Origin of the sequence: Xanthobacter versatilis (assembly GCF_043193975.1) — a bacterium.
GTDB lineage: Bacteria > Pseudomonadota > Alphaproteobacteria > Rhizobiales > Xanthobacteraceae > Xanthobacter > Xanthobacter autotrophicus_E.
On record NZ_JBAFVB010000009.1, the window covers coordinates 80,670 to 105,297 of the forward strand.

General features: G+C 67.7%; 24 protein-coding genes. 16 read left to right on the plus strand and 8 right to left on the minus strand.

Translation table 11 applies throughout. The annotated features are described in order from the left end of the window. Positions 1-59 precede the first annotated feature (59 nt). On the plus strand, positions 60-533 hold the full coding sequence (gene greA, locus V5F66_RS16950) for a transcription elongation factor GreA (RefSeq protein WP_041575574.1): 474 nt from the start codon (positions 60-62) through the stop codon (positions 531-533). A 98-nt stretch (positions 534-631) separates the two neighbouring features. Here greA and V5F66_RS16955 read toward each other — a convergent pair whose 3' ends face one another. Further along, the gene (locus V5F66_RS16955) at positions 632-1,117 is read right to left on the minus strand and encodes an Lrp/AsnC family transcriptional regulator (protein WP_149577726.1); all 486 of its coding nucleotides are present in this window, start codon (positions 1,115-1,117) and stop codon (positions 632-634) included. Positions 1,118-1,431: 314 nt separating this feature from the next. Here V5F66_RS16955 and trxB point away from each other — a divergent pair, with 314 nt between their 5' ends. From trxB to V5F66_RS16975, 4 genes are all read left to right on the plus strand, one after another. Beyond that, positions 1,432-2,394 (plus strand): thioredoxin-disulfide reductase, encoded by a 963-nt coding sequence (gene trxB / locus V5F66_RS16960; protein ID WP_394051926.1) that lies wholly within the window; start codon positions 1,432-1,434, stop codon positions 2,392-2,394. A 279-nt stretch (positions 2,395-2,673) separates the two neighbouring features. Beyond that, positions 2,674-3,564, plus strand: coding sequence for a LysR family transcriptional regulator (locus V5F66_RS16965; protein ID WP_012114745.1), 891 nt, complete (start codon positions 2,674-2,676; stop codon positions 3,562-3,564). Between the two features lie 316 nt (positions 3,565-3,880). Further along, complete coding sequence (locus V5F66_RS16970) at positions 3,881-4,393, plus strand: peptidoglycan-binding domain-containing protein (protein WP_012114746.1); 513 nt, start codon at positions 3,881-3,883, stop codon at positions 4,391-4,393. A gap of 95 nt (positions 4,394-4,488) precedes the next feature. Then, positions 4,489-4,749 (plus strand): hypothetical protein, encoded by a 261-nt coding sequence (locus V5F66_RS16975; RefSeq protein WP_394094324.1) that lies wholly within the window; start codon positions 4,489-4,491, stop codon positions 4,747-4,749. 10 nt (positions 4,750-4,759) lie between these two features. On the opposite strand, the gene V5F66_RS16980 is transcribed toward V5F66_RS16975, so the two are convergent. Then, positions 4,760-5,638 carry a LysR substrate-binding domain-containing protein gene (locus tag V5F66_RS16980; protein ID WP_393999203.1) on the minus strand — a complete coding sequence of 293 codons (879 nt, stop codon included), beginning with the start codon at positions 5,636-5,638 and terminating at the stop codon, positions 4,760-4,762. A gap of 146 nt (positions 5,639-5,784) precedes the next feature. Here V5F66_RS16980 and V5F66_RS16985 point away from each other — a divergent pair, with 146 nt between their 5' ends. After that, a complete protein-coding gene (locus V5F66_RS16985; protein ID WP_394094325.1) occupies positions 5,785-6,798 on the plus strand; it encodes a zinc-binding alcohol dehydrogenase family protein in 1,014 nt (337 codons plus the stop codon). A 478-nt stretch (positions 6,799-7,276) separates the two neighbouring features. On the opposite strand, the gene V5F66_RS16990 is transcribed toward V5F66_RS16985, so the two are convergent. Next, positions 7,277-8,062, minus strand: a complete 786-nt coding sequence (locus V5F66_RS16990) for an SDR family NAD(P)-dependent oxidoreductase (RefSeq protein WP_012114750.1) — start codon at positions 8,060-8,062, stop codon at positions 7,277-7,279. Positions 8,063-8,402: 340 nt separating this feature from the next. Here V5F66_RS16990 and V5F66_RS16995 point away from each other — a divergent pair, with 340 nt between their 5' ends. The 7 genes from V5F66_RS16995 to V5F66_RS17025 all read left to right on the plus strand — a co-directional run bounded on the left by V5F66_RS16995 (position 8,403) and on the right by V5F66_RS17025 (position 15,916). After that, the gene (locus V5F66_RS16995; RefSeq protein ID WP_394094326.1) at positions 8,403-10,037 is read left to right on the plus strand and encodes an ABC transporter substrate-binding protein; all 1,635 of its coding nucleotides are present in this window, start codon (positions 8,403-8,405) and stop codon (positions 10,035-10,037) included. A gap of 68 nt (positions 10,038-10,105) precedes the next feature. Next, positions 10,106-11,746 carry an ABC transporter substrate-binding protein gene (locus tag V5F66_RS17000; protein WP_394094327.1) on the plus strand — a complete coding sequence of 547 codons (1,641 nt, stop codon included), beginning with the start codon at positions 10,106-10,108 and terminating at the stop codon, positions 11,744-11,746. Between the two features lie 3 nt (positions 11,747-11,749). After that, positions 11,750-12,718, plus strand: a complete 969-nt coding sequence (locus V5F66_RS17005; RefSeq protein ID WP_394051914.1) for an ABC transporter permease — start codon at positions 11,750-11,752, stop codon at positions 12,716-12,718. Between the two features lie 12 nt (positions 12,719-12,730). Continuing rightward, complete coding sequence (locus tag V5F66_RS17010; RefSeq protein WP_394051912.1) at positions 12,731-13,624, plus strand: ABC transporter permease; 894 nt, start codon at positions 12,731-12,733, stop codon at positions 13,622-13,624. Continuing rightward, positions 13,621-14,631, plus strand: coding sequence for an ABC transporter ATP-binding protein (locus V5F66_RS17015; protein ID WP_394094328.1), 1,011 nt, complete (start codon positions 13,621-13,623; stop codon positions 14,629-14,631). Before V5F66_RS17010 ends, V5F66_RS17015 begins: the two co-directional genes overlap by 4 nt. Continuing rightward, positions 14,594-15,628: an ABC transporter ATP-binding protein gene (locus V5F66_RS17020; RefSeq protein WP_394094329.1), complete on the plus strand. Its 1,035-nt coding sequence runs from the start codon at positions 14,594-14,596 to the stop codon at positions 15,626-15,628. Before V5F66_RS17015 ends, V5F66_RS17020 begins: the two co-directional genes overlap by 38 nt. Before the next feature lie 141 nt (positions 15,629-15,769). Further along, positions 15,770-15,916: a rhodanese-like domain-containing protein gene (locus V5F66_RS17025; RefSeq protein WP_393999195.1), complete on the plus strand. Its 147-nt coding sequence runs from the start codon at positions 15,770-15,772 to the stop codon at positions 15,914-15,916. 70 nt (positions 15,917-15,986) lie between these two features. On the opposite strand, the gene V5F66_RS17030 is transcribed toward V5F66_RS17025, so the two are convergent. From V5F66_RS17030 to V5F66_RS17045, 4 genes are all read right to left on the minus strand, one after another. Next, complete coding sequence (locus V5F66_RS17030; protein ID WP_394094330.1) at positions 15,987-17,435, minus strand: FAD-dependent oxidoreductase; 1,449 nt, start codon at positions 17,433-17,435, stop codon at positions 15,987-15,989. A gap of 147 nt (positions 17,436-17,582) precedes the next feature. Further along, entirely contained in the window at positions 17,583-18,809 is a 1,227-nt protein-coding gene (locus V5F66_RS17035; RefSeq protein ID WP_393999193.1) for an acyl-CoA dehydrogenase family protein, read from the minus strand. 46 nt (positions 18,810-18,855) lie between these two features. Next, positions 18,856-19,200, minus strand: coding sequence for a DUF3088 domain-containing protein (locus tag V5F66_RS17040; RefSeq protein ID WP_394094331.1), 345 nt, complete (start codon positions 19,198-19,200; stop codon positions 18,856-18,858). 81 nt (positions 19,201-19,281) lie between these two features. Continuing rightward, positions 19,282-20,253: a TauD/TfdA dioxygenase family protein gene (locus V5F66_RS17045; RefSeq protein WP_394094332.1), complete on the minus strand. Its 972-nt coding sequence runs from the start codon at positions 20,251-20,253 to the stop codon at positions 19,282-19,284. Positions 20,254-20,809: 556 nt separating this feature from the next. Between V5F66_RS17045 and V5F66_RS17050 the strand changes: the two genes are divergently transcribed. Genes V5F66_RS17050 through V5F66_RS17060 form a run of 3 tightly spaced genes read left to right on the plus strand, consistent with a single transcriptional unit; the run spans position 20,810 to position 23,221 of the window. Beyond that, entirely contained in the window at positions 20,810-21,412 is a 603-nt protein-coding gene (locus V5F66_RS17050; RefSeq protein ID WP_394051898.1) for a nitroreductase family protein, read from the plus strand. 23 nt (positions 21,413-21,435) lie between these two features. Continuing rightward, positions 21,436-21,849 (plus strand): hypothetical protein, encoded by a 414-nt coding sequence (locus V5F66_RS17055; RefSeq protein WP_394051896.1) that lies wholly within the window; start codon positions 21,436-21,438, stop codon positions 21,847-21,849. A 13-nt stretch (positions 21,850-21,862) separates the two neighbouring features. Then, positions 21,863-23,221, plus strand: a complete 1,359-nt coding sequence (locus V5F66_RS17060) for an LLM class flavin-dependent oxidoreductase (protein ID WP_394051894.1) — start codon at positions 21,863-21,865, stop codon at positions 23,219-23,221. A 137-nt stretch (positions 23,222-23,358) separates the two neighbouring features. On the opposite strand, the gene V5F66_RS17065 is transcribed toward V5F66_RS17060, so the two are convergent. After that, positions 23,359-24,480 (minus strand): ABC transporter substrate-binding protein, encoded by a 1,122-nt coding sequence (locus V5F66_RS17065; protein ID WP_394051892.1) that lies wholly within the window; start codon positions 24,478-24,480, stop codon positions 23,359-23,361. Positions 24,481-24,628 lie beyond the last annotated feature (148 nt).

Consider the following 24,628-nt stretch of genomic DNA (forward strand, 5'->3'; position numbering starts at 1 on the left):
CGCCCCCTCCAGGGGTGTCCGGCGCAGTGACCTGTTTCAGGAGGTCTGAAGAAGGACCCATGGAGAAGATTCCCATGACGGCGGCGGGCTACGCCGCCCTCGCGCAAGAGTTGAAGCAGCGCCAGCAGGTGGAGCGTCCGCGCATCATCAGCGCCATCTCCGAGGCCCGCGCCCATGGCGACCTCTCCGAGAATGCGGAATATCACGCTGCCAAGGAGCAGCAGTCGCTGAATGAAGGGCGGGTTGCCGATCTCGAGGACAAGCTGTCCCGGGCCGAGGTGATCGACGTGTCCAAGCTGTCGGGCGACATCGTGAAGTTCGGCGCCACCGTGACCCTCGTGGACGAGGACACGGAGGAGGAGAAGGTCTGGCAGATCGTCGGCGACAGCGAAGCCGACGCCAAGGCGGGCCGCATCTCCATCTCCTCGCCCGTGGCTCGCGCGCTCATCGGCAAGAAGAAGGGCGCCTCGGTGGAGGTGGTCACGCCCAAGGGCGCGCGCTCCTTCGAGATCGTGGCGGTGCGCTGGGCCTGAGCCGTATTCTCCTCACACCCTCTCCCGCACGCGGGGGAGGGGCTCCGGGCGGCTTCAGGACACGTCGTCTCACGCCCCCCGGATCTCGCCCCCCTTTATCACGCGCCTTTGGGCAGGCCGGCTTCCAGCGGCACCACCGGGGCGTTCTTGGACTGCTTCAGGGTGAGGGCGGTCTTCACGTTGCGCACGTTGGGTGCGGCGGTGATGTCCAGCACTAGGTTCTGGAAGCTGCGTAGGTCCGGGGTCACGCACAGCATCAGGAAATCCACATCGCCGGAGAGCATCCAGGCGCTGCGCACCTGCGGCCATTGGGCGATCATGTCCTGGAAGGCGTCGAGGTCCACCTCGGCCTGGCTGATGAGATGCACCATGGCGAAGGCCATGAGGTCATAGCCAAGGCTCTTTTCGTCGAGCAGCGCACGGTAGCCCTCGATGATGCCGGCCTCTTCCAGCGCGCGCACCCGGCGCAGGCAGGGCGGTGCGGAAATGCCGACGCGGCGGGACAGCTCCACATTGGTCATGCGCCCATCCCGTTGCAGTTCGTCGAGGATTTTCCAGTCGACTGCATCAAGGCGAACGGTCAAGGCACAACTCCCTACGGCAACGTCACGGCACCTTAGTGCGCGCTTGTGGCAACGCAACGAAATAATCTTGCGCCACTGTCGCGGTCCAAAGCGTCGCAGCGGGCGCCGCCCCGTGTCGGCGAATGCAGTGTTGGCGCGCCTTCCGTCCTGCGGCGCGGTGCGGGGCGCCCTGTGGATGCTTCGCCCAGCCTTGTGAGCTTGGGGGGCAGCCCCTACATTCGAGCATAGCTCACGCTGCGGCCGGGAGCGCCGGCCCCCGCGGCCGTCGCCGCTCCACATCCTGCCGCGGCACCGCACGGATTTCGGGGACACTCATGACTGCCCACACCGTCAAGGTCGTCATCATCGGCTCGGGGCCGGCTGGCTACACCGCGGCCATCTATGCAGCGCGTGCAATGCTTGAGCCGGTGCTGTTCGAGGGCATCCAGCCCGGCGGCCAGCTCACCATCACCACGGATGTGGAGAATTATCCCGGCTTCGCCGACCCCATCCAAGGGCCGTGGCTGATGGAGCAGATGCGTGCGCAGGCCGAGCACGTGGGCACCAAGATCGTCACCGACCATGTGGCGAGCCTCGACCTGTCGCACCGGCCGTTCCGCATGGTGACCGAATCGGGCGACACCTATGTGGCGGATGTGGTGATCCTGGCCACCGGAGCCCAGGCGCGCTGGCTGGGACTCGAATCGGAGGCGGCCTACCGCGGCTCCGGCGTGTCCGCCTGCGCCACCTGCGACGGTTTCTTCTATCGCGGCAAGGACGTGGTGGTGGTGGGCGGCGGTAACACGGCAGTGGAAGAGGCGCTGTTCCTCACCAATTTCGCCTCCAACGTCACCGTCGTGCATCGCCGCGACAGCTTCCGCTCGGAGAAGATCCTGCAGGAACGGCTGTTCGCCCATCCCAAGGTGAAGGTGGTGTGGAACGCGGAGCTGGCCGAGGTGGTGGGCCAGGACGACCCCTTCACCAAGGTCACAGGCGCGAAACTGCGTGACGTGCGAACCGGAGCCCTCACCGAGCTACCCGCTGACGGCATATTTATCGCAATCGGCCATGCGCCTGCCACAGAGCTGGTAAAAGACCAGCTGAAGCTCAAGGAGAGCGGCTATGTCTGGACCGCGCCCGATTCGACGGCAACGTCGGTGCCGGGCGTGTTCGCGGCCGGCGACGTGGCGGACGACGTCTATCGTCAGGCCGTCACCGCCGCGGGCCGGGGCTGCATGGCCGCTCTCGAGGCGGAGCGCTTCCTGGCCCACCAGGGCGTGGCTAAGGCGGCGGAATAACCCGTCGCTCGCCCGCACCGGCGTCCGGCGGCGATCCTGTTTGGCGGGAAGGGTCGGCTGGCCGGGGTGGGTCCTCGGATTGTCCGTTCTTCCGCATTGAACCGATTGAATAGAGTACGTCGTCCGGCCCCTCGATGAGCCGGCGACGCGGGGGCCGGACCAGAGCCGGGCGGGCCGCTAAGCGAGCCACCCAACGGGCGCGATCCGTCCCCTTGAAGGGTGAGTGGGCGATTCTGCGTTCAGAAGGACGCCGGCGCGCTCCAAAGGGGCTCGGGCCTGATGGATTGGGACAAGCTTAAGGTCTTCCACGTCGCCGCCGAAGCGGGTTCGTTTACCCATGCGGGCGAGACGCTCGGCCTCTCCCAGTCGGCCGTGAGCCGGCAAGTCTCAGCCCTGGAGACGGAGCTGAAGGTTCCGCTGTTCCATCGCCATGCGCGTGGCCTCATCCTCACCGAGCAGGGCGAGCTGCTGTATCGCACCGCCCACGAGGTGTTCCTGAAGCTGGAATCGGCGCGCGCCCAGCTTACCGACAGCCGCGAGAAGCCCAACGGTGAATTGCGCGTCACCACCACGGTGGGGCTCGGCACCCATTGGCTGACGGCGCGGGTGGGTGAGTTTGTGGAGCTGTTCCCGGACATCCGCATCCAGCTCATCCTCACCGACGAGGAGCTGGATCTCGCCATGCGCGAGGCGGACGTGGCCATCCGCATGCGCCAGCCGGTGCAGCCGGATCTGGTGCAGCGCCGGCTGTTCACGGTGCATTTCCACGCCTACGCGTCGGCCGATTATCTCAAGCGGCATGGCCATCCCCGCTCCATCGATGAGCTGGACAAGCACCGCATCCTGTTGCTCGGCGGGCCGATCCCGCCCTATTTCCAGGGGCTGAACTGGCTCGAGCATGCCGGGCGCGACGGCTCGACGCCCCGTGTGCCGGCCTTCGAGGTCAACAGCGTGCTGGGCCTGAAGCGGGCGGTGGAGCGCGGCGTGGGCATCGGCACGCTGCCCGACTATCTCTCGGATGATGCCTCGTCGCTGGTGCAGCTCTTCACCGACCGCGAGACGCCCAAACTTGAGGCATACTTTACCTATGCGCAAGAAATGCGCTCCGTGGCCCGGATTCAGGTCTTCCGAGACTTCCTGATCTCCAAGGCACAGCGGTGGAATTACTGATTTATGACGGGTAATGGTATTATGCTAGCGATAGCGTATGCCAGCCAAGCGCTGGGCACATGCCTGATATGCAGCCATTCTCCGTTGCAAACTGCCTAAGAGGCGGGCATCTTGGCTCTGCGCTGATTGCACCTTGTGCGGTGCCTCAGCTGTTCCCCTCTGGAAGGTTCGCCGCACTGCGGCGATACTTGCCGGGTCCCTCATCGGACCCGGCATTTTTCTTTTCCGGGCACCTTTTCCCGCCTGTCCCGTTGTTACGCTTGACGCCTATATTCAGGCTGTCGGCCCTCTCTTTCTGACGACGGGAAATTCAAACATGGCACTTCTGAAGCGCGGACTCTCCGGCGAGCCGGTGAAAATCCTTCAGGCCAAGCTCGGCGTCGCCGCCGACGGCAAGTTCGGCCCGGGAACGGAAGAGGCCTTGAAGGCCTATCAGACGCAGCACGGTCTCGCCGCGGACGGCATCGCCGGACCCGACACCTTCGCCGCCCTCGGCCTGCCTGAGCTGATCCTGCTCACTCAGGGCAGCAAGGGCGAGACGGTGAAGAAGCTCCAGACCGCCCTCGGCATCACCGCCGACGGTGCCTATGGCCCGGGCACGGCCAAGGCGGTGGAGGCCTTCCAGGCCAAGAACGGGTTGGAGGCCGACGGCATGGCCGGCCCGGTAACCCTCTCCAAGATCGATGTCTTCGCCTCCATGGTCACGCCCGATGCGGTGGCGAAGTCGCAGGCCGGCACCGTCTCCCCCGGTGCCAAGCCGGCGGAAGCCTCCGTCGCCGGGGCGCCGAAGAAGAGCATCTGGCAGTCCATCACCGAGTTTTTCTCCTGAGCCGACAGGACAGGACACCGTAGGACAGGACAGCTGCGCGCCGGCCGGAACAGGCCGGCGCGACGCCGCGTTCCGACTTGAGAGAGGAACGCTGCATGATGTTCGCCCGGGTTCGCGCGGCTGCCGAGGCCGCATCGCCGATCAGTCCGATACCCGATCCCGGCCGGTCGCCGGAGCCTCCGATCCAGCCGCCCCTTCCGGTGGAGGATCCACCCGCCGTGCCGGTTCCCGGCCCCGACCTGCCGCCGCTTCCCGATGACGACCCCTCCCGGGAGCCGCGCCGCGAACCGTTCCCCGAGCCGGCACCGCTGGATGATCCCCCGCCCTTGCCGCTGGAGCCGGTGCGGATGGCGTAAGTTTCGACGTTCATGCGACGGCTGAGGGAAAGGCCTGGGTCGCCAGCGTTTCGGTGAGGAAGGTGACCAGCGGGCGCACCAGGTCCGCTTCCGCCCGTTCCTCGCCCACCAGAACCACTTCGGTCATGGGCAAGGCGGGCCAGTGGTCCGGCGCGCGCAGGGCCTGCATGTCGGGGCCGATGAAGGAGCGCCCCAATACGGTCACGCCAAGCCCGCCGGCCACCGCCGCGCGGATGCCGGTGAGGCTTGACGCCGTGCAGGCCGCGAACCAGGGCCGGCGCACCGCGTCCAGCGCTTTTATCATCACCTCCCGATAGGTGCAGGGCGCCGGCAGCAGCACCAGCGGTGCCGGCCGCTCGAAGTCCGGCTGGTAGTCGGCGGAGGCCATCCACACCAGTTGCTCGCGCCAGATCACGCGACCGCGCTGGGCGGTGCCGTCCTTCTTGGCGATGACCGCGTCGAGCTGTCCGGAATCGTAGGTGGCCAGCAGCTCGCAGCTGAGGCCGGTGCGCAATTCCATGTGCAGGCCCGGATAAAGTCGCTGGAAGCGCGCCAGCATGCCTGGCAGCAGGTTCGGCATGAAATCCTCGGACACGCCGAGGCGCAGGCTGCCGACAGTGGGCTCCAGCAGGGAGCGCACCGCAAGCTCGTTCAGTTCCAGGATACGCCGCGCCATCCCCAGCAGCGTCTCGCCCTCGCGGGTGAGGGTGAGGGAGCGGCTGGTGCGTTCGAACACGCGGCGCCCCAGAAGCTCCTCGAGCTTGAGGATCTTCTGACTCACCGCCGATTGCGAGCGGCCGACCACCTCGGCGGCGGCGGTGAAGCCGCCGGTCTCCGCCACCGCCACGAAGGCACGCAGCAGGTCGAGTTCAAGATCGGGAAAGCGCATGGGGATCTATTCGTATCTCGATTTTCTATGATCAGAATTATGCGTTTTTCTTCTTGAAGCCAATAAGCGATCTTGCACTCCTGTTTCCCCACGAGGCTGCGTGCCTAGTCGCCCGCGGCCGCCCCCCGCCGCACAGAGGTTCCGCCATGAAAGCCGTTGGATTTTATGCGTCCCTGCCCATCGAGGACGCAGCGTCTCTGGTCGATCTGGACATCCCCGCGCCGGAGCTGCGGCCGCACGACCTGCTGGTGCGGGTGCGCGCGGTCTCGGTCAATCCGGTGGATGTGAAGGTCCGCGCCCGGACGACGCCCGCGGAGGGCACGGTTCACGTCCTCGGCTACGACGCGGTGGGGACCGTCGAGGCCGTCGGGCCGCAGGTGACCCTGTTCCGGCCCGGCGACGAGGTATTCTATGCCGGCAGCATCGACAGGCCCGGCACCAATTCAGAGCTTCATGCCGTGGACGAGCGCATCGTCGGCCGCAAGCCCACGACCCTCACTGACGCCGAGGCGGCGGCGCTGCCGCTCACCGCCATCACCGCCTGGGAATTGCTGTTCGATCGCCTTGGCGTGCCTTACGGGGTGAAGACGCAGGGTGGCGCCATCCTCATCGTGAACGGGGCGGGCGGGGTCGGCTCCATCCTCATCCAGTTGGCGCGACGGCTCACCGGCCTCACCGTGATCGCCACCGCTTCCCGGCCCGAAACCATTCAATGGTGCAAGGACATGGGCGCGCACCATGTGATCGACCATCGCCAGCCTCTGGACGAGGGCCTGAAGGCCATCGGCATCCCTCAGGTTCAGTATGTGGCGAGCCTCACCGCCACCGACCAGCATCTGCCGGCCATCGCCAATGCCCTGGCGCCGCAGGGCGCGCTGGCGCTGATCGACGATCCCAAGACCCTCGACATCGTGCCGTTCAAGCGCAAGAGCCTGTCGGTGCATTGGGAGCTCATGTTCACCCGCCCGCTGTTCGACACGCCCGACCTCATCCGCCAGCACCAGCTGCTGAACGAGGTGTCGGCCTTGGTGGATGCCGGGCTGCTGCGCACCACCCTGCGCGAGGAACTGGGCGCCATCACCGCCGCCAACCTGCGCAAGGCCCACGCGCTGGTGGAAAGCGGCCGCAGCATCGGCAAGGCAGTGCTGGTGGGGTTCTAGAGCCTTTTGGCACGAAGCGGACACCGGTTCGCGTGAAGACAACGCATCGGCGCAAGAGTCTAGAACGCTTTCTCTGAGCCAGGGCGAGCGGAAAACACTCTAGCGCTCGATCCGCCCCTTCTGCGTGCGCACCTGTGCCAGCAGGGCGCCGTCGCTGAGAGACTGCTTGGTTATTCGCCCAAGCGGGCGCCTGCAGCGCTCACGCCCCCTAATCGCCGTCATGGCCGGGCTTGACCCGGCCATCCACGCGGCAAGGCTGGGGGCGATTTTCACAAGTCGTCTCAAGCGGTTCGGCGTGGATGCCCGGGTCAAGCCCGGGCATGACGGGAGTAATCGCGATTATGCCTTTTTGAGTTTCCAACCGGGCTCTGAGGAAGACCGGGCCCGTTGGAGCACTGGGCCCGAATTCACGGCCCACGCGATGGAAGGCCACGCGCAGATGGCAGCCGGGCCCTCCTGAAGCGCCGCCGCGGTCGCCTCAGCCGTTGCGGCGGGCGCCGCGCAGGGTGGGCAGGCCGATGCCGGCGGCGTCGAAGCCGCCATCCACCGCCAGCTCCTGGCCGGTGATGTAGCTGGCGCGGTCGCTGCACAGGAAGAAGATGGCTTCCGCCAGCTCCTGCTCCAGCCCGTAGCGGTTGAGCGGGATGCTGTCGTGGTAGTCAGCGCGGATCTCGGGGGAGTGCACCGCCTTGGCCATGGCGGTCTCCACCGGGCCGGGTGCCACCGCATTGACCCGGATGCCGAGGCTGGCCAGTTCCACCGCAAGCTGCTTGGTGAGATGCGCGAGGGCGGCCTTGCTGGTGCCGTAGGCGGTGCGCAGGGTGGAGGCGCGCAGGCCCGAGATGGAGGTGATGTTGACGATCGACCCGCCGCCCTGCTCGCGCATCAGCGGCGCGGCGGCCCGGGTGCAGATGAACGGACCGCTGAGGTTCACATCGAACACCCGGCTCCATTCGGCGTCCTCGATCTCCAGCAGCGGCTTGAACACCGCGATGCCGGCATTGTTGACCAGAGCATCGAGCCGGCCGAACCGCGCGACCAGCGTGCCCACGGCGGCGGCGATGCCCTTGGCGTCTGAAACATCGCAGGTCAGTGCCAGGGTGCGCTCGGGCTGGTTCAGGCTCGCGACGGCGGCCTCCAGCAGCGGGCCCTGGATGTCGAGCAGCGCCACCCGCCAGCCCTCGGCGAGGAATTTCTGCGCCACGGCGAGCCCGATGCCGCGCGCGGCGCCGGTGACGAGGGCGACTTTCTGATCTTTGGACATGAGCGTTTCGATTCCCGGATTTTGGTTCGTCTTATCCCGGTGCGCGTGGAAACGAAATGCCCTTGTGCGTGGGCGCCCGCGCCTTGGTCTGTTGGAACGAAGCGCCGGTCGGGGTGCTCCTGGCGCGTGCGGAGATCAGGCATAGCGCGATGGCGCATGGGCCACGCCGGAGCACGGTTTTCCGGTTGCAAGAGGAGGTCGCGGGCGCTGCCGGGATGGGCAGGCCATCGCATGATGCAGGAGCATAGTATATTAAATCAGTAGAAAATATTGACTAATAGGGCATCGGCGCATATCGTCTCAAATAGCGAGTTTGAGATGTATTATGTGGAGTCCGAAAATGGGTCATCTGGCGCGATGGAAAGCGGGTGCCGTGCTCGCGGTGGCGGCAGTTCTCGTGGCGGGGGCCGCCGGCGCTCAGCAGGCCGGGGACACGCCGAAGCGCGGCGGCACGCTGTCTGCCATCATCCAGCCCGAGCCCGTCATTCTCACCGCCGCGCTCAATACGGCGGCGCCCACCGGCATCGTCACCGGCTCCATCTTCGACGGCCTCGTGGACTATGATTCCAACCTCAGGCCGGTGCCGGCCCTGGCCGAGAGCTGGGAAACTGCGAAGGACGGCCTCACCTTCACCCTGCATCTGCGGGGCGGGGTGAAGTGGCACGACGGCAAGCCCTTCACCTCCTCCGACGTGAAGTGGACGCTGGAGGAGGTGTGGAAGAAGATCCACCCCCGCAACCAGGCCATCTTCGCCAAGGTCACCTCGGTGGACACGCCGGACGACCGCACCGTGGTGCTGCACCTGAGCCAGCCCTCGGTGGCCATCCTGTCCTCGCTGAATTCCAACGGCGCCCAGGTGCTGCCCAAGCATCTCTACGAGGGCACCGACATCCTCAACAATCCCTATAACAACAAGCCGGTGGGCACCGGGCCGTTCGTCTTCAAGGAATGGAGCCGCGGGAATTACATCGTGCTCGAGCGCAATCCCGAATACTGGGACAAGGGCAAGCCCTACCTCGACCGCGTGGTGTTCCGTGTGATCCCCGACGCCGCCGCGCGCTCCGCGGCGCTGGAGAAGGGCGAAGTGCAGTGGGGCGTGCTGAGCCCGGTGCCGCTGAAGGATGCCGAGCGCCTCGCCAGGCTGCCCAACCTGCGCGTATCCACCGAAGGTTATGAGTGGCTGTCGCCCTGGCTGTTCGCCGACTTCAACGTGGAGCGCGGGCCCCTCAAGGACGTGAAGGTGCGCCAGGCATTGGCCCAGGCCATCGACCGCAACACCATCTCCAAGGTGGTGTGGTTCGGCTTCGCCAAGCCCGCGACCAGCCCCATCCCCTCCACCCTTGCCACGTTTCACGATGCCGGCGGCATCGCCTATGACTACGACCCCAGGAAGGCCGAGGCGCTGCTGGACGCGGCCGGCTACAAGCGCGGCCCGGACGGCACCCGCTTCACCCTCGATATCGACTACATTCCCTATGGCGACGACTTCAAGCGCACCGCCGAATACCTGAAGCAGGCGCTGAAGCGGGTGGGCGTCGAGGCCAATGTCCGCTCGCAGGACACCGCCGCCTTTACCCGCCGCGTCTATGGCGATCGCGACTTCGACATCTCCATCACCTGGTTCGCGGCCTTCTCCGATCCGCAGGTGGGCGTGAACCGCGCCTACTGGTCCGGCTCCGTCGGCAAGAACATTCCCTGGACCAACGGCTCGGGCTATCGCAACGACAAGGTGGATGCCCTGATCTCCGCCACCCAGGGCGAGGCCGATCCGGAAAAGCGCATCCAGCTGTTCAAGGACCTGCAGAAGACCGTTCTGACCGATCTTCCCACCCTGCCGCTGGTGGAGCTGAAGTTCTTCAGCGTGGAGGCCGCCAATCTCAGGCATCCCAAGGTCCGCGGCGACCAGGTGTACGGCTCGTTCCGCGACTTCTGGATCGATGACGCAAAGGTAGCCGACGCGCCGAAATCCAACTGAGTTTCTCCCGGAACTTGGCCGTCCCGGTTCGCCCGGACGGCCCCTTCTTTCATGTCCGAGACACCGCCATGGCTTCCTTTTCCCGCCGCCAATTCCTTGCCGCCGCCGCGGCCCTCGCGCTCGCCGCAGCGGTCAGCCCGACGAACCTCCAGGCCGCTGCCGCTGCCGATGGCCCGGTGCGGGGCGGGACCCTGTCCATCATCCTCCAGCCGGAGCCGGTGACCCTGACGCCGGTGGCGAATGTCGCCCAGCCGACCCAGGTGGTGGCGGGCAATGTCTTCGATGGCCTCGTCACCTACGGCTTCGACCTGAAGCCGGCGCCCCAGCTGGCGGAAAGCTGGGAGGTGGCGCCCGACGGCCTCACCATCACCTTCCGCCTGCACAAGGGCGTCACCTGGCACGACGGCAAGCCATTCACGGCCAGCGACGTGAAATGGTCGCTGGAGAATGTGTGGAAGACCATCCACCCGCGCAACAAGGCGCTGTTCGAGAACGTCTCCGCCGTGGAGATCCCGGACGACCACACGGTGGTGTTGAAGTTCTCCAAGCCGTCGCTGCCGATCTTCTCCGTGCTGAACGGCGTCGGCGCACCGATCCTGCCGAAGCACCTTTATGACGGCACGGATATTCTCAACAATCCCTACAACAACAAGCCGGTGGGAACCGGGCCGTTCGTCTTCAAGGAATGGCGCAAGGGCGAATACCTCGTGCTCGAGCGCAACCCCGCTTATTGGGATGCCGGCAAGCCTTATCTCGACAAGCTGGTGTTCCGCGTCATCCCCGATGCGGCGGCCCGCGCGGCGGCCATCGAGAAGGGGGAGGTGCAGTATGCGCCGTTCAATCCCGTGCCGTTCCGCGACGTGGAGCGCCTCGCCGCCTTGCCCAACCTGAAGGTGGAGACGCGCGGCTATGAATGGCTGTCGCCGGTGCTCTATTTCGACCTCAACGTGGAAAACCCCTATCTGAAGGACGTGCGGGTGCGCCAGGCCATCGCCCATGCGGTGGACAAGGCGGCGCTGTCCAAGGTGGTGTGGTTTGGCTACGGCAAGCCCGCCGTCAGCCCCATCCCCTCCACGCTCACCGCCTTCCATGACCCGAGCGTGCCGACCTATCCGTTCGATCCGAAGAAGGCCGAGGCTCTGCTGGACGAAGCCGGCTTCAGGCGTGGGCCGGACGGGGTGCGCTTCGCGCTCACCCACGATTTCCTGCCCTATGGCGACGATTATCGCCGCACCGGCGAGTTCCTGAAGCAGGCGCTGAAGCGCGTGGGCATCGAGGTGGCGATCCGCGCCCAGGACAGCGGCGCCTTCATCAAGCGCGTCTATGCCGACCGCGACTTCGACATCTCCTCCTCCTACAACGCCGCCTTCCCCGATCCGCAGATCGGCGTCGTGCGCGAATACTGGTCCGGCTGGCTGGGTACCAAGACGCCGTGGACCAACGGCTCCGGCTATCGCAATGCGCAGGTGGATGCGCTCATCGAGAAGGCGGCCGTGGAGGGCGATCCGCAAGCCCGCGCTGCCGCGTTCCGTGCCTTCCAGCAGATCGTTCAGCGCGATGTGCCCACCCTGCCGCTGCTGGAGCTGAAGTTCTTCACCGTCCACGCCGCCAACCTGAAGGGCGCGGTGGAGCAGGGCGACCAGGTCTATTCCTCGCTCCGCAACGCCTGGTTCGATGGGCCGAACGCCGACGCGCCGAAGGGGAACTGAGGCGTGGCGCGATACCTGAAGCGGTCGCTCGGGCAGATTGCCTTCGTCATCCTCGGCATCGCCATCATCAACTTCTTCCTGCTGCGCCTCGCGCCTGGCGATGCGGCGCAGGTGATGGCGGGGGAGGCGGGATCGGCGACACCCGAATACATGGCCGCCCTGCGCCGACAGTTCGGCCTCGACCAGCCACTCTATGTGCAATTCCTCGCCTATCTGAAGAATGTGCTGACGCTCAACCTTGGCTATTCCTTCCGGCAGGGCATGCCGGTGTCGGCGCTCATCGCCCAGCGCCTGCCGGCGACCTTGCTGCTCATGGGAACCTCCATCGCCTTTGCGGTCAGCGTCGGCGGCACGCTGGGGTTCCTCGCCGCGCGCCATGCCGGCAGGCTGGCGGACACGGTGATCTCCTCCGTCGCGCTGGTGTTCTACGCGACGCCGGTGTTCTGGATCGGCGTGATGCTGGTGGTGGTGTTCTCGGTGCTGCTGGACTGGCTGCCGGTGGGCGGCATGGCCAGCATCGAATCCGGCCTCACCGGGCTTGGCTATGCCGCCGATGTGGCGCGGCACCTCATCCTGCCGGCGCTGACGCTGGGCCTGTTCTATCTGGCCATCTACACCCGCCTCATGCGCGCCTCCATGCTGGAGGTCTACGGGCAGGATTTCGTGCGCACGGCGCGGGCCAAGGGGGTGCGGCCGCGGCGCATCGCCCTGCGCCACGTGCTGCGCAACGCGCTGTTGCCCATAGTCACCACACTCGGCGTGCAGCTCGGCTCCATCCTCGGCGGGGCGATTCTGGTGGAGACGGTGTTTGCATGGCCGGGCCTCGGCCGGCTCGCCTTCGAGGCGCTGTTCCAGCGCGACCTCAACCTGCTGCTGGGCATCCTGTTCTGCTCGTCGGTGGTGGTGGTCATCGTCAATCTCGCGGTGGATCTCGCCTATACGGTGCTCGATCCGCGCATCGAGCTGAGCTGAGGAGGTTTGACCATGGCCCTCCTCGATTTCGCTTCCCCGCCCGTGTCGTCCCAGACGACCGCCGCCGCGCCCCGCGACACGCTGCTGCGCCGTCTGCTGCGGAGGCCGTCGGCGGTGACGGGGCTCATCTTCTTCGCGCTCATCATCGCCATGGCGGCTTCGGCGGACATGGTCTATCCCGATGACCCGCTGGACATGGTGGCCCAGCCCTTCCTCTGGCCGGGGCAGGACGCGGCCTATCCGCTGGGCACCGACATGCTGGGGCGCGACATCGCCTCCGGCATCTTCCACGGCGCGCGGGTGTCGCTGCTCATCGGCGCGGTGGCAACGATGGTGTCGCTGGTGATCGGCGTCACCACCGGAGCGGTCTCGGGCTATTATGGCGGGCGCGTCGATGCCGGGCTGATGCGCATCACCGAGCTGTTCCAGACGGTGCCGCCGTTCCTGTTCGCCCTCGCCATCGTGGCGATCCTGCAGCCGTCCATTCCCACCATCACCTTCGCCATCGGCATTACCGCGTGGCCGAGCCTGGCGCGGCTGGTGCGCGCGGAGGTGCTGAAGCTGCGGCATGGGGAGATGGTGGCGGCCTCCATCGCGCTCGGCGCATCGGACGCGCGCATCATCCTGCTCCACATCCTGCCCAACACGCTGGCGCCGGTGATCGTCTCCGCCTCCATCCTGGTGGCGAGCGCCATCCTCACGGAATCCTCCCTCGCCTTCCTCGGCCTCGGCGATCCCAACGTGGTGAGCTGGGGCGGCATGGTGGGGGCGGGGCGCGAGGTGCTGCGCACCGACTGGTATGTGGCGACAGTACCGGGCCTCGCCATCGTCGCCGCCGTGCTGGCGCTGAACCTGCTCGGCGACGGCCTCAACGATGCCCTGAACCCCAAGGGGGCGCGGCGATGAGCGATCCCGTGCTCGCGGTGGAAAACCTGTCCATCGCCTTCGCCAGCGGGCGCACCACGCGCCGCGCGGTCCATGACCTGTCCTTCGCCGTCGACCGCGGCGAGACGCTGGCCATCGTGGGTGAGAGCGGTTGCGGCAAGTCCATCACCGCCTTGTCCCTGCTGGGTCTCGTGCCCCCGCCGGGGCGGATCGACGGCGGCCGCGTGCGGCTGGAGGGGCGCGATCTCGTGGCGCTGTCGGAGGCCGAGCTGCGCAAGGTGCGCGGCGCCCGCATCGCCATGATCTTCCAGGAGCCGATGACGGCGCTGAACCCGGTGCTCACCATCGGCGAGCAGATCATGGAGGCGATCCTCGAGCACGAGAGGGTCAGCCGCGCCGCCGCCCGCGACCGCGCGCTCGCCTTGTTGGAGCGTGTCCACATCCCCGACGCCCGCCGCCGCTTCTCGGATTTCCCGCACCGGCTGTCCGGCGGCATGCGCCAGCGGGTGATGATCGCCATGGCGCTGGCGCTCTCGCCTGCGGTGCTGGTGGCGGACGAGCCCACTACCGCGCTGGATGTGACCATCCAGGCGCAGATCCTCGCCCTCATGGACGAGCTGAAGCGCGAGCACGGCACGGCGGTGGTGCTCATCACCCACGACCTCGGCGTGGTGGCGCAGCATTCCGACCGGGTGCTGGTGATGTATGCCGGCCGCAAGGTGGAGGCCCGGGCCACGGCGGACCTGTTCGCCCGCCCCCTCCACCCCTACACGCGCGGCCTCATCGCCGCCCGCCCACAACTCGGCGCCAGCGCGGCGCGAGGGCGACTGGCCGAGATCCCGGGCACCGTGCCGAGCCTTGCCGCCATGCCGGACGGCTGCGCCTTCGCCCCCCGCTGCGCCCACGCGGATGCGGCCTGCCGCGCGGAGATCCCCCCTCTCATGACCGTGGAGGGGGGCGCCGTCGCCTGCCTTCGTTCGGGAGACCGTTATGTTGCAGAGCCTCGGCTTGAGCCGCTCTCAGCCTGAGCCCGTCCTCCAGCCGGTCCTCAAGGTGGAGGACCTCTCCGTCCGCTTCCAGACCGGACGGGGCACGGTGCAGGCGGTGAGCGGTGTGTCCCTCGCCCTCGCGCCGGGCGAGACCCTCGGCCTCGTGGGCGAGAGCGGCTGCGGCAAGTCCACCCTTGGCCGCGCCATCGTGCGGCTGATCGAGCCGGCGGGCGGCCGCATCCATCTCGCCGGACAGGACATCACCCATGTGCCCCGCCATCGCCTGCGCACGGCGCGGCGCAAGGTGCAGATGGTGTTCCAGGATCCCTTCGCCTCGCTCGATCCGCGCTGGACGGTGGGCGAGCTGATCGCCGAGCCGCTGCATATCCATGGCATCGGCACGCGGGAGGAACGGCGCGCCCGCGTCCGAGACCTGCTGCGCAAGGTGGGCCTGCCGCAGGACGCGGCCGAGCGCACGCCGCACCAGTTCTCCGGCGGCCAGCGCCAGCGCATCGGCATCGCCCGCGCGCTTGCGCTCGATCCCGAAGTGGTCGTCCTGGATGAGCCGGTGTCCGCCCTCGACGTGTCGGTGCAGGCGCAGATCCTGAATCTGCTGTCGGATCTTCAGGAGGCGCTCGGCGTCGCCTTCCTGTTCATCAGCCACGATCTGTCGGTGGTTGAATATGTGAGCGATCGGGTGGCAGTGATGTATCTCGGCCGCATCGTCGAACTGGCGAACCGCGAAACCCTGTTCCGCGCGCCGGGCCATCCCTACACCCGCGCGCTGCTCGACGCGGTGCCGCAGATCGGCGGGCCGCGCAGCGCCACGGTGCCCCTCTCGGGCGACCTGCCCAGCCCCTATGCGCCGCCGCCGGGCTGCGCCTTTCACACCCGCTGCCCCCTCGCTCAGGCACGCTGTCGCTGCGAGGCGCCGGTCCTGCGCCCAGTTGGGCCGGACCATCTCGGGTCGGGCCATGTCGGGTCGGGCCATGTGGTGGCCTGCCATCTCAATGAGGGGGGTCCCGCGCCGGCGTGAGCCCGGCATGGGGAAAGCCGTCGGCTCGCCGGCCAGCCGCTGGCCCATGGCCCGCAGCCCGCGCCGCGCGCGCCGGGGCCGGAGAGCGCCGGGCTGCCGCTGGAGGCTGGGGACACCGGCCTGCTCCATACAGCCGACGATGTGCGGCGCTCACCCTACCAGCAGGTGGGAGACCGCCATGCCGCCTTCCGCCGCTATCTGGACTGGGAGATCGACCTGATCCGTCAGATCGACCGCGACGACACCGTGGCGTTCAAGATCTTCCCCCGAAATTGGCTGTACGCCTGATGAAAAAGACCCCGGAATGCTTCGGCATTCCGGGGTCTTTTGCTGAGAGCGGCGAAAAGCGGGCGAGGGATCAGCCTGCGGCCACCACCGCGGTCTCGGTGGCGAGGGCGGCGGCGTAGGCCGGGCGGGGCAGGTCCTCGCCCACGGGGGCGAGGAAGCGGGCAAGGTGCAGCTCCCGGTCCTCCAGGAACAGGTCGCGGCCGACGGCGGCGACGAGGCGCGGCACGTTGTGGCGCAGGCTGGCGATGTCGCCCACCGGCCGCCCGGTGCTGGTCATGGCCGAGAAGGCGAGGAAGTGGATGTCGGCGAGAAATGCCGGGGCGTCCGCGTCACGGCCGACCAATTCGAAGCCGGGGCCGAGATAGGGCGCGGCGGCGAGCGCCTCGTCTTCCGCGCCGGCCACCGCCACGCGGTCGGACCAGCGGGCGATGGCGGGGGCAAAGTCGGCGAAAGCCGGCGTCAGGCGGGCATCGGTAAGATAGCCGGTGCCGGCGACCACGAAGTCCGCGTCATGGATCTGCCCCGATGCGGTGGTGATCCGCACTCCGTCCCCATGGGGCGCCACCTTGCGCCAGCCGGCATCCAGATGAATGCGGAAATTGGCGAACGCCACCGCCCGCCGCACCGCCGGCAGGGGCGGGAACGAGGCGCGGCGGCGGAAATGCTGCATCACCTGCCAGCGCTCGTCGTCCGCCAGCGTGTAGAAGTGCTCCCAGGCGCCGAAGAAGGAGAACGGCTTCATAGCGGAGCCGCGGGCAAGGTCCGAGCCCCTGGAGAACAGGTCCACCGCACGGGCGCCGGCCTCCAGCAGCGCGCCCGCCGCATCGAAGGCGGATGCCGCGGAGCCGAGGATGGCGACCCTTTTCCCCGCCAGCGCGGCCGGGTCCAAGGTGTGGGTGTGGGCGTAGAGATGGGGCGACAGGTTCTCGCGAAGGACCGCCGGGATGAGCGGCCCGCCCGAGCCGGCAATGCCGGTGGCGATCACCAGCTTGCGTGTGGTTTCCGTGAAGGTCCGTCCGCCTTCGGCGAAATGGAGCCGGAGATGGCCGTCCTGCGGCTCCGCCCGTACCAGCGCGACGCCATTGCGCACCGCGATGGCGGCGGCGGAGCGGAACCAGTCCACATAGTCCGCCCACACCGTGCGAGGAATCTCGCGCAGCTCCGCATAGGCCGCAGTGCCGTAGGCGGCCTCGTAATAGGCCTGGAAGGAGAGGCCGGGTAGGCCGAGCTCAGGTCCCGGCGGTACCCTTGGGGTGCGCAGCACGCTCATGCGCGCGGGGCCGCGCCAGATGCCTTCTGCGCCACGCGGGGCGGCATCCACCACGCTCACCCGGCCGATGCCGGCCCGCTTGAGGCCGAAGGCGATGGAAAGCCCGCTCTGCCCCGCGCCCACCACGACCACGTTGTGATCAGTGCCCGGCGCGGGTGGCACCCAGTCGGTACCGGTCTCGCCGATGAACTCCAGATCGCGCCGGGCCGTTTCCGCAAGGCGTGTCAGGGCGTCGTGGGGGTTGGACATGGTGGGCTCCTTGAATGGCCGGAGCTGTTTTGCGCTCCGGAGCGCGCGCCGACCTGCCTGACGGCGGGCAGATCGGATGACGCGCGCCCCTGTCTGATGGTGAGAGAGGATGAGACGGTTCGGAACGGGCGCGGGGTGTAGTCCCGCTCAGGGCGTGCCGATGCGGTAAGGGCCGGGGGGCCAGGTGCCGTTCACCGCGAAGTCGCCGACGATGCGTTCGCGATAAATGCGCGGATTGTGGGAGGACAGGGTGCGCGCGTTGCGCCAGTGCCGGTCGAGGCCGACGCCGCGCTTCGCCGCCGAGGCGCCCAGCGCGTCGAACAGGAGGGTGGTGGCGTCGAGGATCAGGGAGGTGACCACGGTCACGCCCTGGTTCACCTCCAGGTCCGCCACCGCGACGGAGAGGTCCTGGGTTTCGGCGGCCTTAGTATCGCGGGTCTCATAGACCCGCTGGAGCGCCTCGGCGGCCTTCAGCACGGTGGCGCCGGCGCCATAGGCGTTGGCCCGCACCTTGCCCACCACCTGGAGGATTTGCGGATCGGCCCCGACGCGATCGGCATTGCCGTGGCTGAACACACGCTTGCGGGCGCCGACGAGCTGGGCCACGTCCGCCGCCGCCGCCCGGCCGATGCCGGCGAGCGTCGCTAGGTGCACCAACTGGTAGAAGGCCACTGAATAGCGGAAGCGCTTGCGCTGCGGATTGACGAGGTCGTCGGAGATGGTGACGCCCTCGAACTTCGTCGTGCCGGAGGCGGTGAGCTGCTGGCCGAAGCCGTCCCAGTCGTCGACGATGGTCACGCCCGGCGCGTCGGTGGGCACCTGGACCAGGATGAGCTCGCCGTTCTCGTCATCGGCGCCGAGATTGATCCAGTCGGCGAAGAGGGAGCCGGTGGTGTAGTATTTCTCGCCGTCGATGCGCCACTGGTCGCCGTCGCGTACCACGCGGGTGGAGAAATGGCCGACCTTGGTGTCGCCGGCCTCGGAAAATCCGCTGCCCGAGGTCTGCCTGGCGGCGATGCGCTTCACCCAGCGGTCGCGATAATCCTTGGAGGGGGAGTTCAGCACCTCCTCGGTGAAGCCGAAATGGGCCCGCAGCGCATTGGTCACGTTGGGGTCGGCGGCCGAGAGCTCGATCAAGAGGTTGAACAGCTCCGGCAGGCTGGCGCCGAAGCCGCCCTCGTCCTGCGTCAGGCGCAAGGTGGTGAAGCCGGAATCCTTGAGCCAGGAGATCTCCTCGCGCGGGAGGCGGTGGCTCAGCTCGCGCTCCACCGCGCTCTCGCGGATGCGGCGAAAGACCGGCCGGAAGCGCTGCGCCAGCTCTTCGTAGCGGGTGGTGGGGCCGGCGCCCCAGGCGTCGTCGATCTGGGTCCTCATGATCGGGTCCTTTGCAATCGGTCCCGCCGGGCGGGGCGGGTGATGTTCAATGGGGAAAGGGCACGCCGTGCCGCGCGGCGATGAGTTCCAGGATACGGCGGGTGTCGGTCACGAACCGTAGCGCCCCGTGGGTGAGCGCATCGTCGGGCGCGGGCGACGCGTCGCCGAGGATGAGCACCGGCAGGCTCTGGTTCTCTTCGCCCAAGAGCGCGATGACCGGCACGCGCGGGCGGGCGAACGGCACCCGCGTCACCTCGATGCGTTCGGCAAGGCCGGGGTTGGAGGCGAGCACGCCTTCCACCTGGTTGCAGTCCGGGCAGAAGAAGCTGCGCCCGGGTGAGGCGGGGTCCTCAAATCCCGGGGCGATGAGAAACAGGCGGTCACGGCTCATGGATGGGGGCTCGGCAGCAGGAGGGCGGGCCTGCGCGGTGGCGCAGATCCGTCAAGGCGGGCGAAAGGCGGCCTGCCGTGCTCAGGCCGTCCCGGCGGAGAACGCCTCGATGGGTTCACCCTCGATGATGCTGGAGGGACGCCCGTCCACGCCCACCGGCACGTCGCCCTTGAGGGTGATGCGGTAGAGCTGGCGGTCGAAGGCGAGGGCGTAGATGTCGCGCGGGGCGAGGTGGGCGGTGGTGCGATTGTCCCAGAAGGCGATGGAGCCGGGCTGCCAGCGGAACCGCACCGTGTATTCCGGCCGGGTGATGTGCTCGAACAGCAATTCCAGGATCTGCTGGCTCTCGCGCGGGGCAAGACCGGTGATGCGCTTGAGGAAGGACGGGCTGACGAACAGCACCCGTTCGCCGGTCTCGGGGATGACGCGCACCAGGGGATGCTCGCTCACCAGCGGCCGGCGCCTGTTCTTCTCTTTGAAGTCCTCGGTCGTGCCCTGGCCCTCGGGCGCGGTGAAGGCATGGACGCCGCGCAGGGTATCAACGAAGCTGCGCAGCGGGGCGGAAAGCCCATCATAGGCCACGGCGAGATTGGTCCAGAAGGTGTCGCCGCCGTAGGGGGGAATGACATCGCCGCGCAGGATGGAGGCCGCCGGCGGGTTGACCGCGGCGGTCACGTCCGTGTGCCATCCGGTCCAGGGCCGGATGAGGGGCTCGCCCACATGGCGCGTCGCGAAGCGCTCGCGGCTGATGGAATAGACCTCGGGATGGCCGTCCACGAAGCCGAACACTGGATGGCCGATGGTGGGCGCGCCGAAGGCCCGGGCCAGCGCCACGTGCTGGGCATGGGTGAGGGGCTGGTCGCGGAAGAACACCACCTTCCACTTCAGGAGCGCGGCGCGGATCTCGTCCACCACCTCGGGTGCAAGCGGCCGGGAGAGGTCGCCTGCTTCGATCTCCGCGCCAATATGGCCGGTGAGCGGATGGATGGCGATGTGCCGGGGCGGACCGTTTAATGCCGGATCCGTGATGAGGGCGGAAGCCGGGCTGCTCATGTGTTGTCCTTTCTCCTGCGCATCCGGAGCGGGCTGGGGCGGGACCCGTCGGTTTATAAATCTACTTAATGCATCGATTTTATATTAAATCAATTGACGAAATGGGCCCTCCCCCTATCGTTGCCTCCAACTTGTCACGGCCAAGACCCGGGAATGCGCCTCAGCACGCTTCATCTGAACCCGCCCGCGCGCACCCAGCCGCGGACACCGTCGGCGTCGGTGCGTAGCGCTGCTTTTGCGTGTCGGTGCGGGGGCAGTCGCGCCCGTGGTGAGCGATCCGGCCCAGCGGCGCCAGTTCTGGTTCACCGTCCAGCAGGTCGTCTATGACGACTGGCGGCGGTGCATCTCCCCGCGCCGCAGGGCGTCACCCTGTTCAGCAACCGGCGGTGGAGCAACGCGCCGCACTGAAGGTGGCGGGCATCGACGGGGTGCAGTCCAACTTCTATGATTCGCTCCCGACTTCGACCATTTCGCCCAAACCACCCTGCCGCTGCTGAAGCAGGCGGGCCTGCGGCTGTGACCCGAATTTTCCCGTCCCTCCCAGGAGACCCAAGCCATGACCATTGCCGTCAATCCGCGCCAGGCCGAGCACCCCATCGATCCCATCTTCGTCGAGCGCTGGTCGCCCCGCGCCTTCACCGGTGAGGAGATTTCGCAGGCCGATCTTGATTCGCTGTTCGAGGCGGCGCGCTGGGCGCCTTCCAGCTACAATTCCCAGCCGTGGCGCTTCCTCTATGCCCGGCGCGGCACGCCGGTCTTCGAGACCTTCCTCGGCCTGCTCAACCCCTACAACCAGCAATGGGCGAAGAACGCCGCGGTGATCATCATCGCCCTGTCGGCGCGCACCTTCGTGCGGCCGGGGACCACGGAAGTGCTGGTTTCGCGCAGCCATGGCTTCGACACCGGGGCGGCCTGGGCGAACCTTGCGCTCCAGGCGTCCAAGCTCGGCTGGCATGCCCATGGCATCGGCGGCTTCGACGTGGAGCGCACCCGTGTGGAGCTGAAGGTGCCCGACGATTATGAGGTGCAGGCCGCCATCGCCGTCGGCCGGCGCGGCGACAAGTCCATCCTGCCGGAGAGCTTCCATGGCGGCGAGACGCCCAACGGCCGCCGCCCGGTGAAGGACACGGCGTTCGAGGGCGCCTTCCCCGCCGCCTGACGCCGGGCAGGGAACGCCGAGCATTGAACAAGACCATGGGGCCGACCGCGATGTCGGCCCCACTTTTCCCGTCACACCCGTTCCTGTCACACCCGTGCCCGGCGCAGGCCGACGAATATCCCCGCAAAGGCCGCGGCGAGGAACACCCAGCCGGACAGGGTGCCGCCGTGGATGACCGAGAGCAGCACGCCAATTGTGGGAGGAAGTTCCGGGACGATGACGTAACGGTAGAATATATTTCAATCATTTTTATTGAAATAGTCAGTTATGTGTTGCACCTTCCTGTTCCGCTTCGGGTGCCGGAACCGGTGCCGTCGAACTACCTTGGCAGCGCCGCTGGCCCTGCACCTGCGGCGGGGGCATCGCGCCCGATCTCCAGCCTGACCGCCCCGTGGTGGAGCTGCCTCGCCAACCACGACCGGAATGACATCGCCTGAATGGAGGCGACCCATGACAAAAGCCCGACAAATCAAGCTCGGCGCCTTCCTGATGACGGACGGCCACCACATCGCCGGCTGGCGCCACGAGCGCTCGCCCGCCAACGCGAATGTGCGCGTCGATCATTTCCTGCGCCTCGCCCGGATCGCCGAGGCCGCCAAGTTCGATGCCATCTTCCTGTCCGACGCCCTCGGCGTGCGCGACACCAACCTGAATTCCGTGAGCCGGACCTCGCGCAACGTGGGCTTCGAGCCGCTCACGCTGCTGTCCGCGCTGTCGGTGGTGACCCACCATATCGGGCTCATCGGCACCGCCTCCACCAGCTTCAACGAGCCGTTCCACATCGCCCGCAAGTTCGCCTCCCTCGACCTCATGAGTGGCGGGCGCGCGGGCTGGAACCTCGTCACCTCCTCGGGCGAGGAGGAGGCGCGCAACTTCAATCTCGACCGCCATGTGCCCCACGCCGAGCGCTACGATCGCGCCCGCGAGTTCGTGGATGTGGTGAAGGGCCTGTGGAGCAGCTGGGAGGACGACGCCTTCATTCGCGACAAGGTGAGCGGCGCCTTCTTCGATCCCGACAAGCTCCACGTGCTGAACCACCGCGGCAGGCACTTCAAGGTGACGGGGCCGCTCAACGTGGCGCGCTCGCCGCAGGGCCATCCGGTGATCGTCCAGGCGGGCGCCTCCGAGGACGGGCGGGATCTCGCCGGGGCGAGCGCGGAGGCCATCTTCTGCGCCCACCGCACGCTGGCGGAGGCCCGCGCCTTCTACGCCGACATCAAGTCCCGCGCCGCCAAGGCCGGGCGCGACCCGGACCATGTGAAGGTGATGCCCGGCGTGTTCCCGGTCATCGGCCGCACCGAGGCGGAGGCGCAGGAGAAGTTCGAGGAGTTGCAGTCCCTCATCCATCCGGCGGTGGGCCTTCAGCTGCTGTCCACGGTGATGGGCGTGGGCGACCTGTCTGGCTACGACGTGGACGGGCCGCTGCCGGACCTGCCCGAGACCAACGGGCCGAAGAGCCGCCAGCAGCTGGTTCTCGACGCGGCACGCCGCGACAACCTCACCATCCGCCAGCTCTATCTCTCCATCGCCGGGGCCCGCGGCCACTGGCAGGTGGCGGGCACCGCCGAGCAGATCGCCGACCAGCTGGAAGAGCGCTTCGTGAAGGAGGGCGCGGACGGCTTCAACATCATGGCGCCGCACCTGCCGGGCGGTCTTGAGGACTTCATCGAGCAGGTGGTGCCGCTGCTGCGCAAGCGCGGCCTGTTCCGCAGGGAATACGAGGGCACGACCCTGCGCGAAAACCTCGGGCTGCCCTTCCCGGCGCATCCGGCAACGTTGCGGGAGCACGCGGCCGAGGCGGCCGAATAGGGGCCTGCGCCTTCTTCGACGCGGAAACACCAAAAGGGCCGGAGCGCAGCACGTTCCGGCCCTTTGCTTTTGTGGCACTTGCCTTTCCTGCCGATCCCGCTCCGACCGCGTGGGTGGAGCGGGACCGGCCGCGTCCGTCAGCTCAGCACGTCCGCATAGACCTTCTCGGCGAAGCGCTGGGTGTTGGTGTTGGGCTTGAAGACCTGCACCAGCTTCAGCTCGTCGGCATAGAGGGCGATCTGCTTGGTCAGGTCGCCGCCGATGGGGCTGTGGTGGTGGTCCTGGCTGGTCAGCATGGCGACGAGGTCGTCCACCGAGCCCTTGCCGCCGTAGCCGGAGAAAACGCGCGCGGCGAGGGCGGGATCGACGCCTACCTGATGGGCGCCCTCCAGGATGGCGCGGGTGAGGGCGGCGGCCACCGGCTTTTCGTCGCGGATGAGGCTGCCGCGCACGCCGATGATGCAGCAGGTGCGGTCGGCGTATTTATCCGAGAGGTTGGTGGCCAGTTCCACTAGCTTGCCCTTGGATTCCTTGATCCAGATCCAGGTGCGCGGATCGGCGTCGGCCAGGGCATGGGCCTCGCCCTTGTCGATGGCGAGCGGCAGCGCTTCCAGCGGATATTGGCGCCATTCCACGTCCTTGAACGGGTCGATGCCGTTCTGTGCGAGGTAGATGGAGAAGAAGTTCTTGCCCGGCGATGCCTGGTCCGAGACCGCGATGGTCTTGCCCTTGAGCGATGAGATGCTGGTGATGCCGGCACCGGCATCGCCCAGCAGGCGCATGCAACCGCCGTGGACGCCGGCGGTGATCTTCACGTCGAAGCCCTGCTCCAACGGCTTCAGCCAGCGCAGGGCCATGCCGATGCCCGCATCCGCCTTGCCGGTGGCGATGGCTTCCAGCAACTGCTCGGTGGAGCTGCCGAAATTGACGAACTCCACGTCGAGGCCGTGCCTGGCGAAGATGCCGGTTTCCTTGGCCACCGGGGCTGCGGCCGTGCAGATGGCGCTGGCGTTCCAGGCCAGCTTCAGCTGCCGCAGCGGGCCGGCGGGCGCGGCGCCGTCGGCGGCGGTGAGGCAGAGGGGAAACTGCGCGTCCACCGCCGTGCCGATGGGCGCCGGCGCGCCGAGGAGATTGGCGGCGAGCACGTGTCCGCCCAGGCCGCCGAAGGCGGTGGCGGCGGCGCCGGCAAGGCCGTAGCGCAGGACTGTGCGACGGCTGGTCCGGGCGTCGGGGGTGTCGTCGTTCCGGAATGTGGTCATGGTTGGAAGCTCCTGAAAGAACCGGGACCTGAAAAGGAATGGGGCGCTGGGCGATGGCCGGCCGATCGGGCCTTGCGGTTCGCCCTACGCCTGCGGCCGGAACCGGGTTCCCCGGATCCGGCCGAATGTTTCGGGGGGCGGGTGCTCC

Excerpts from the sequence above, each read along its gene's own strand:
- greA (WP_041575574.1), top strand. The coding sequence starts at position 60 with ATGGAGAAGATTCCCATGACGGCGGCGGGCTACGCCGCCCTCGCGCAA.
- trxB (WP_394051926.1), top strand. The coding sequence starts at position 1,432 with ATGACTGCCCACACCGTCAAGGTCGTCATCATCGGCTCGGGGCCGGCT.
- V5F66_RS16965 (WP_012114745.1), top strand. The coding sequence starts at position 2,674 with ATGGATTGGGACAAGCTTAAGGTCTTCCACGTCGCCGCCGAAGCGGGT.
- V5F66_RS16970 (WP_012114746.1), top strand. The coding sequence starts at position 3,881 with ATGGCACTTCTGAAGCGCGGACTCTCCGGCGAGCCGGTGAAAATCCTT.
- V5F66_RS16975 (WP_394094324.1), top strand. The coding sequence starts at position 4,489 with ATGATGTTCGCCCGGGTTCGCGCGGCTGCCGAGGCCGCATCGCCGATC.
- V5F66_RS16980 (WP_393999203.1), bottom strand. The coding sequence starts at position 5,638 with ATGCGCTTTCCCGATCTTGAACTCGACCTGCTGCGTGCCTTCGTGGCG.
- V5F66_RS16985 (WP_394094325.1), top strand. The coding sequence starts at position 5,785 with ATGAAAGCCGTTGGATTTTATGCGTCCCTGCCCATCGAGGACGCAGCG.
- V5F66_RS16990 (WP_012114750.1), bottom strand. The coding sequence starts at position 8,062 with ATGTCCAAAGATCAGAAAGTCGCCCTCGTCACCGGCGCCGCGCGCGGC.
- V5F66_RS16995 (WP_394094326.1), top strand. The coding sequence starts at position 8,403 with ATGGGTCATCTGGCGCGATGGAAAGCGGGTGCCGTGCTCGCGGTGGCG.
- V5F66_RS17000 (WP_394094327.1), top strand. The coding sequence starts at position 10,106 with ATGGCTTCCTTTTCCCGCCGCCAATTCCTTGCCGCCGCCGCGGCCCTC.
- V5F66_RS17010 (WP_394051912.1), top strand. The coding sequence starts at position 12,731 with ATGGCCCTCCTCGATTTCGCTTCCCCGCCCGTGTCGTCCCAGACGACC.
- V5F66_RS17015 (WP_394094328.1), top strand. The coding sequence starts at position 13,621 with ATGAGCGATCCCGTGCTCGCGGTGGAAAACCTGTCCATCGCCTTCGCC.
- V5F66_RS17020 (WP_394094329.1), top strand. The coding sequence starts at position 14,594 with ATGTTGCAGAGCCTCGGCTTGAGCCGCTCTCAGCCTGAGCCCGTCCTC.
- V5F66_RS17030 (WP_394094330.1), bottom strand. The coding sequence starts at position 17,435 with ATGTCCAACCCCCACGACGCCCTGACACGCCTTGCGGAAACGGCCCGG.
- V5F66_RS17035 (WP_393999193.1), bottom strand. The coding sequence starts at position 18,809 with ATGAGGACCCAGATCGACGACGCCTGGGGCGCCGGCCCCACCACCCGC.
- V5F66_RS17040 (WP_394094331.1), bottom strand. The coding sequence starts at position 19,200 with ATGAGCCGTGACCGCCTGTTTCTCATCGCCCCGGGATTTGAGGACCCC.
- V5F66_RS17045 (WP_394094332.1), bottom strand. The coding sequence starts at position 20,253 with ATGAGCAGCCCGGCTTCCGCCCTCATCACGGATCCGGCATTAAACGGT.
- V5F66_RS17050 (WP_394051898.1), top strand. The coding sequence starts at position 20,810 with ATGACCATTGCCGTCAATCCGCGCCAGGCCGAGCACCCCATCGATCCC.
- V5F66_RS17060 (WP_394051894.1), top strand. The coding sequence starts at position 21,863 with ATGACAAAAGCCCGACAAATCAAGCTCGGCGCCTTCCTGATGACGGAC.
- V5F66_RS17065 (WP_394051892.1), bottom strand. The coding sequence starts at position 24,480 with ATGACCACATTCCGGAACGACGACACCCCCGACGCCCGGACCAGCCGT.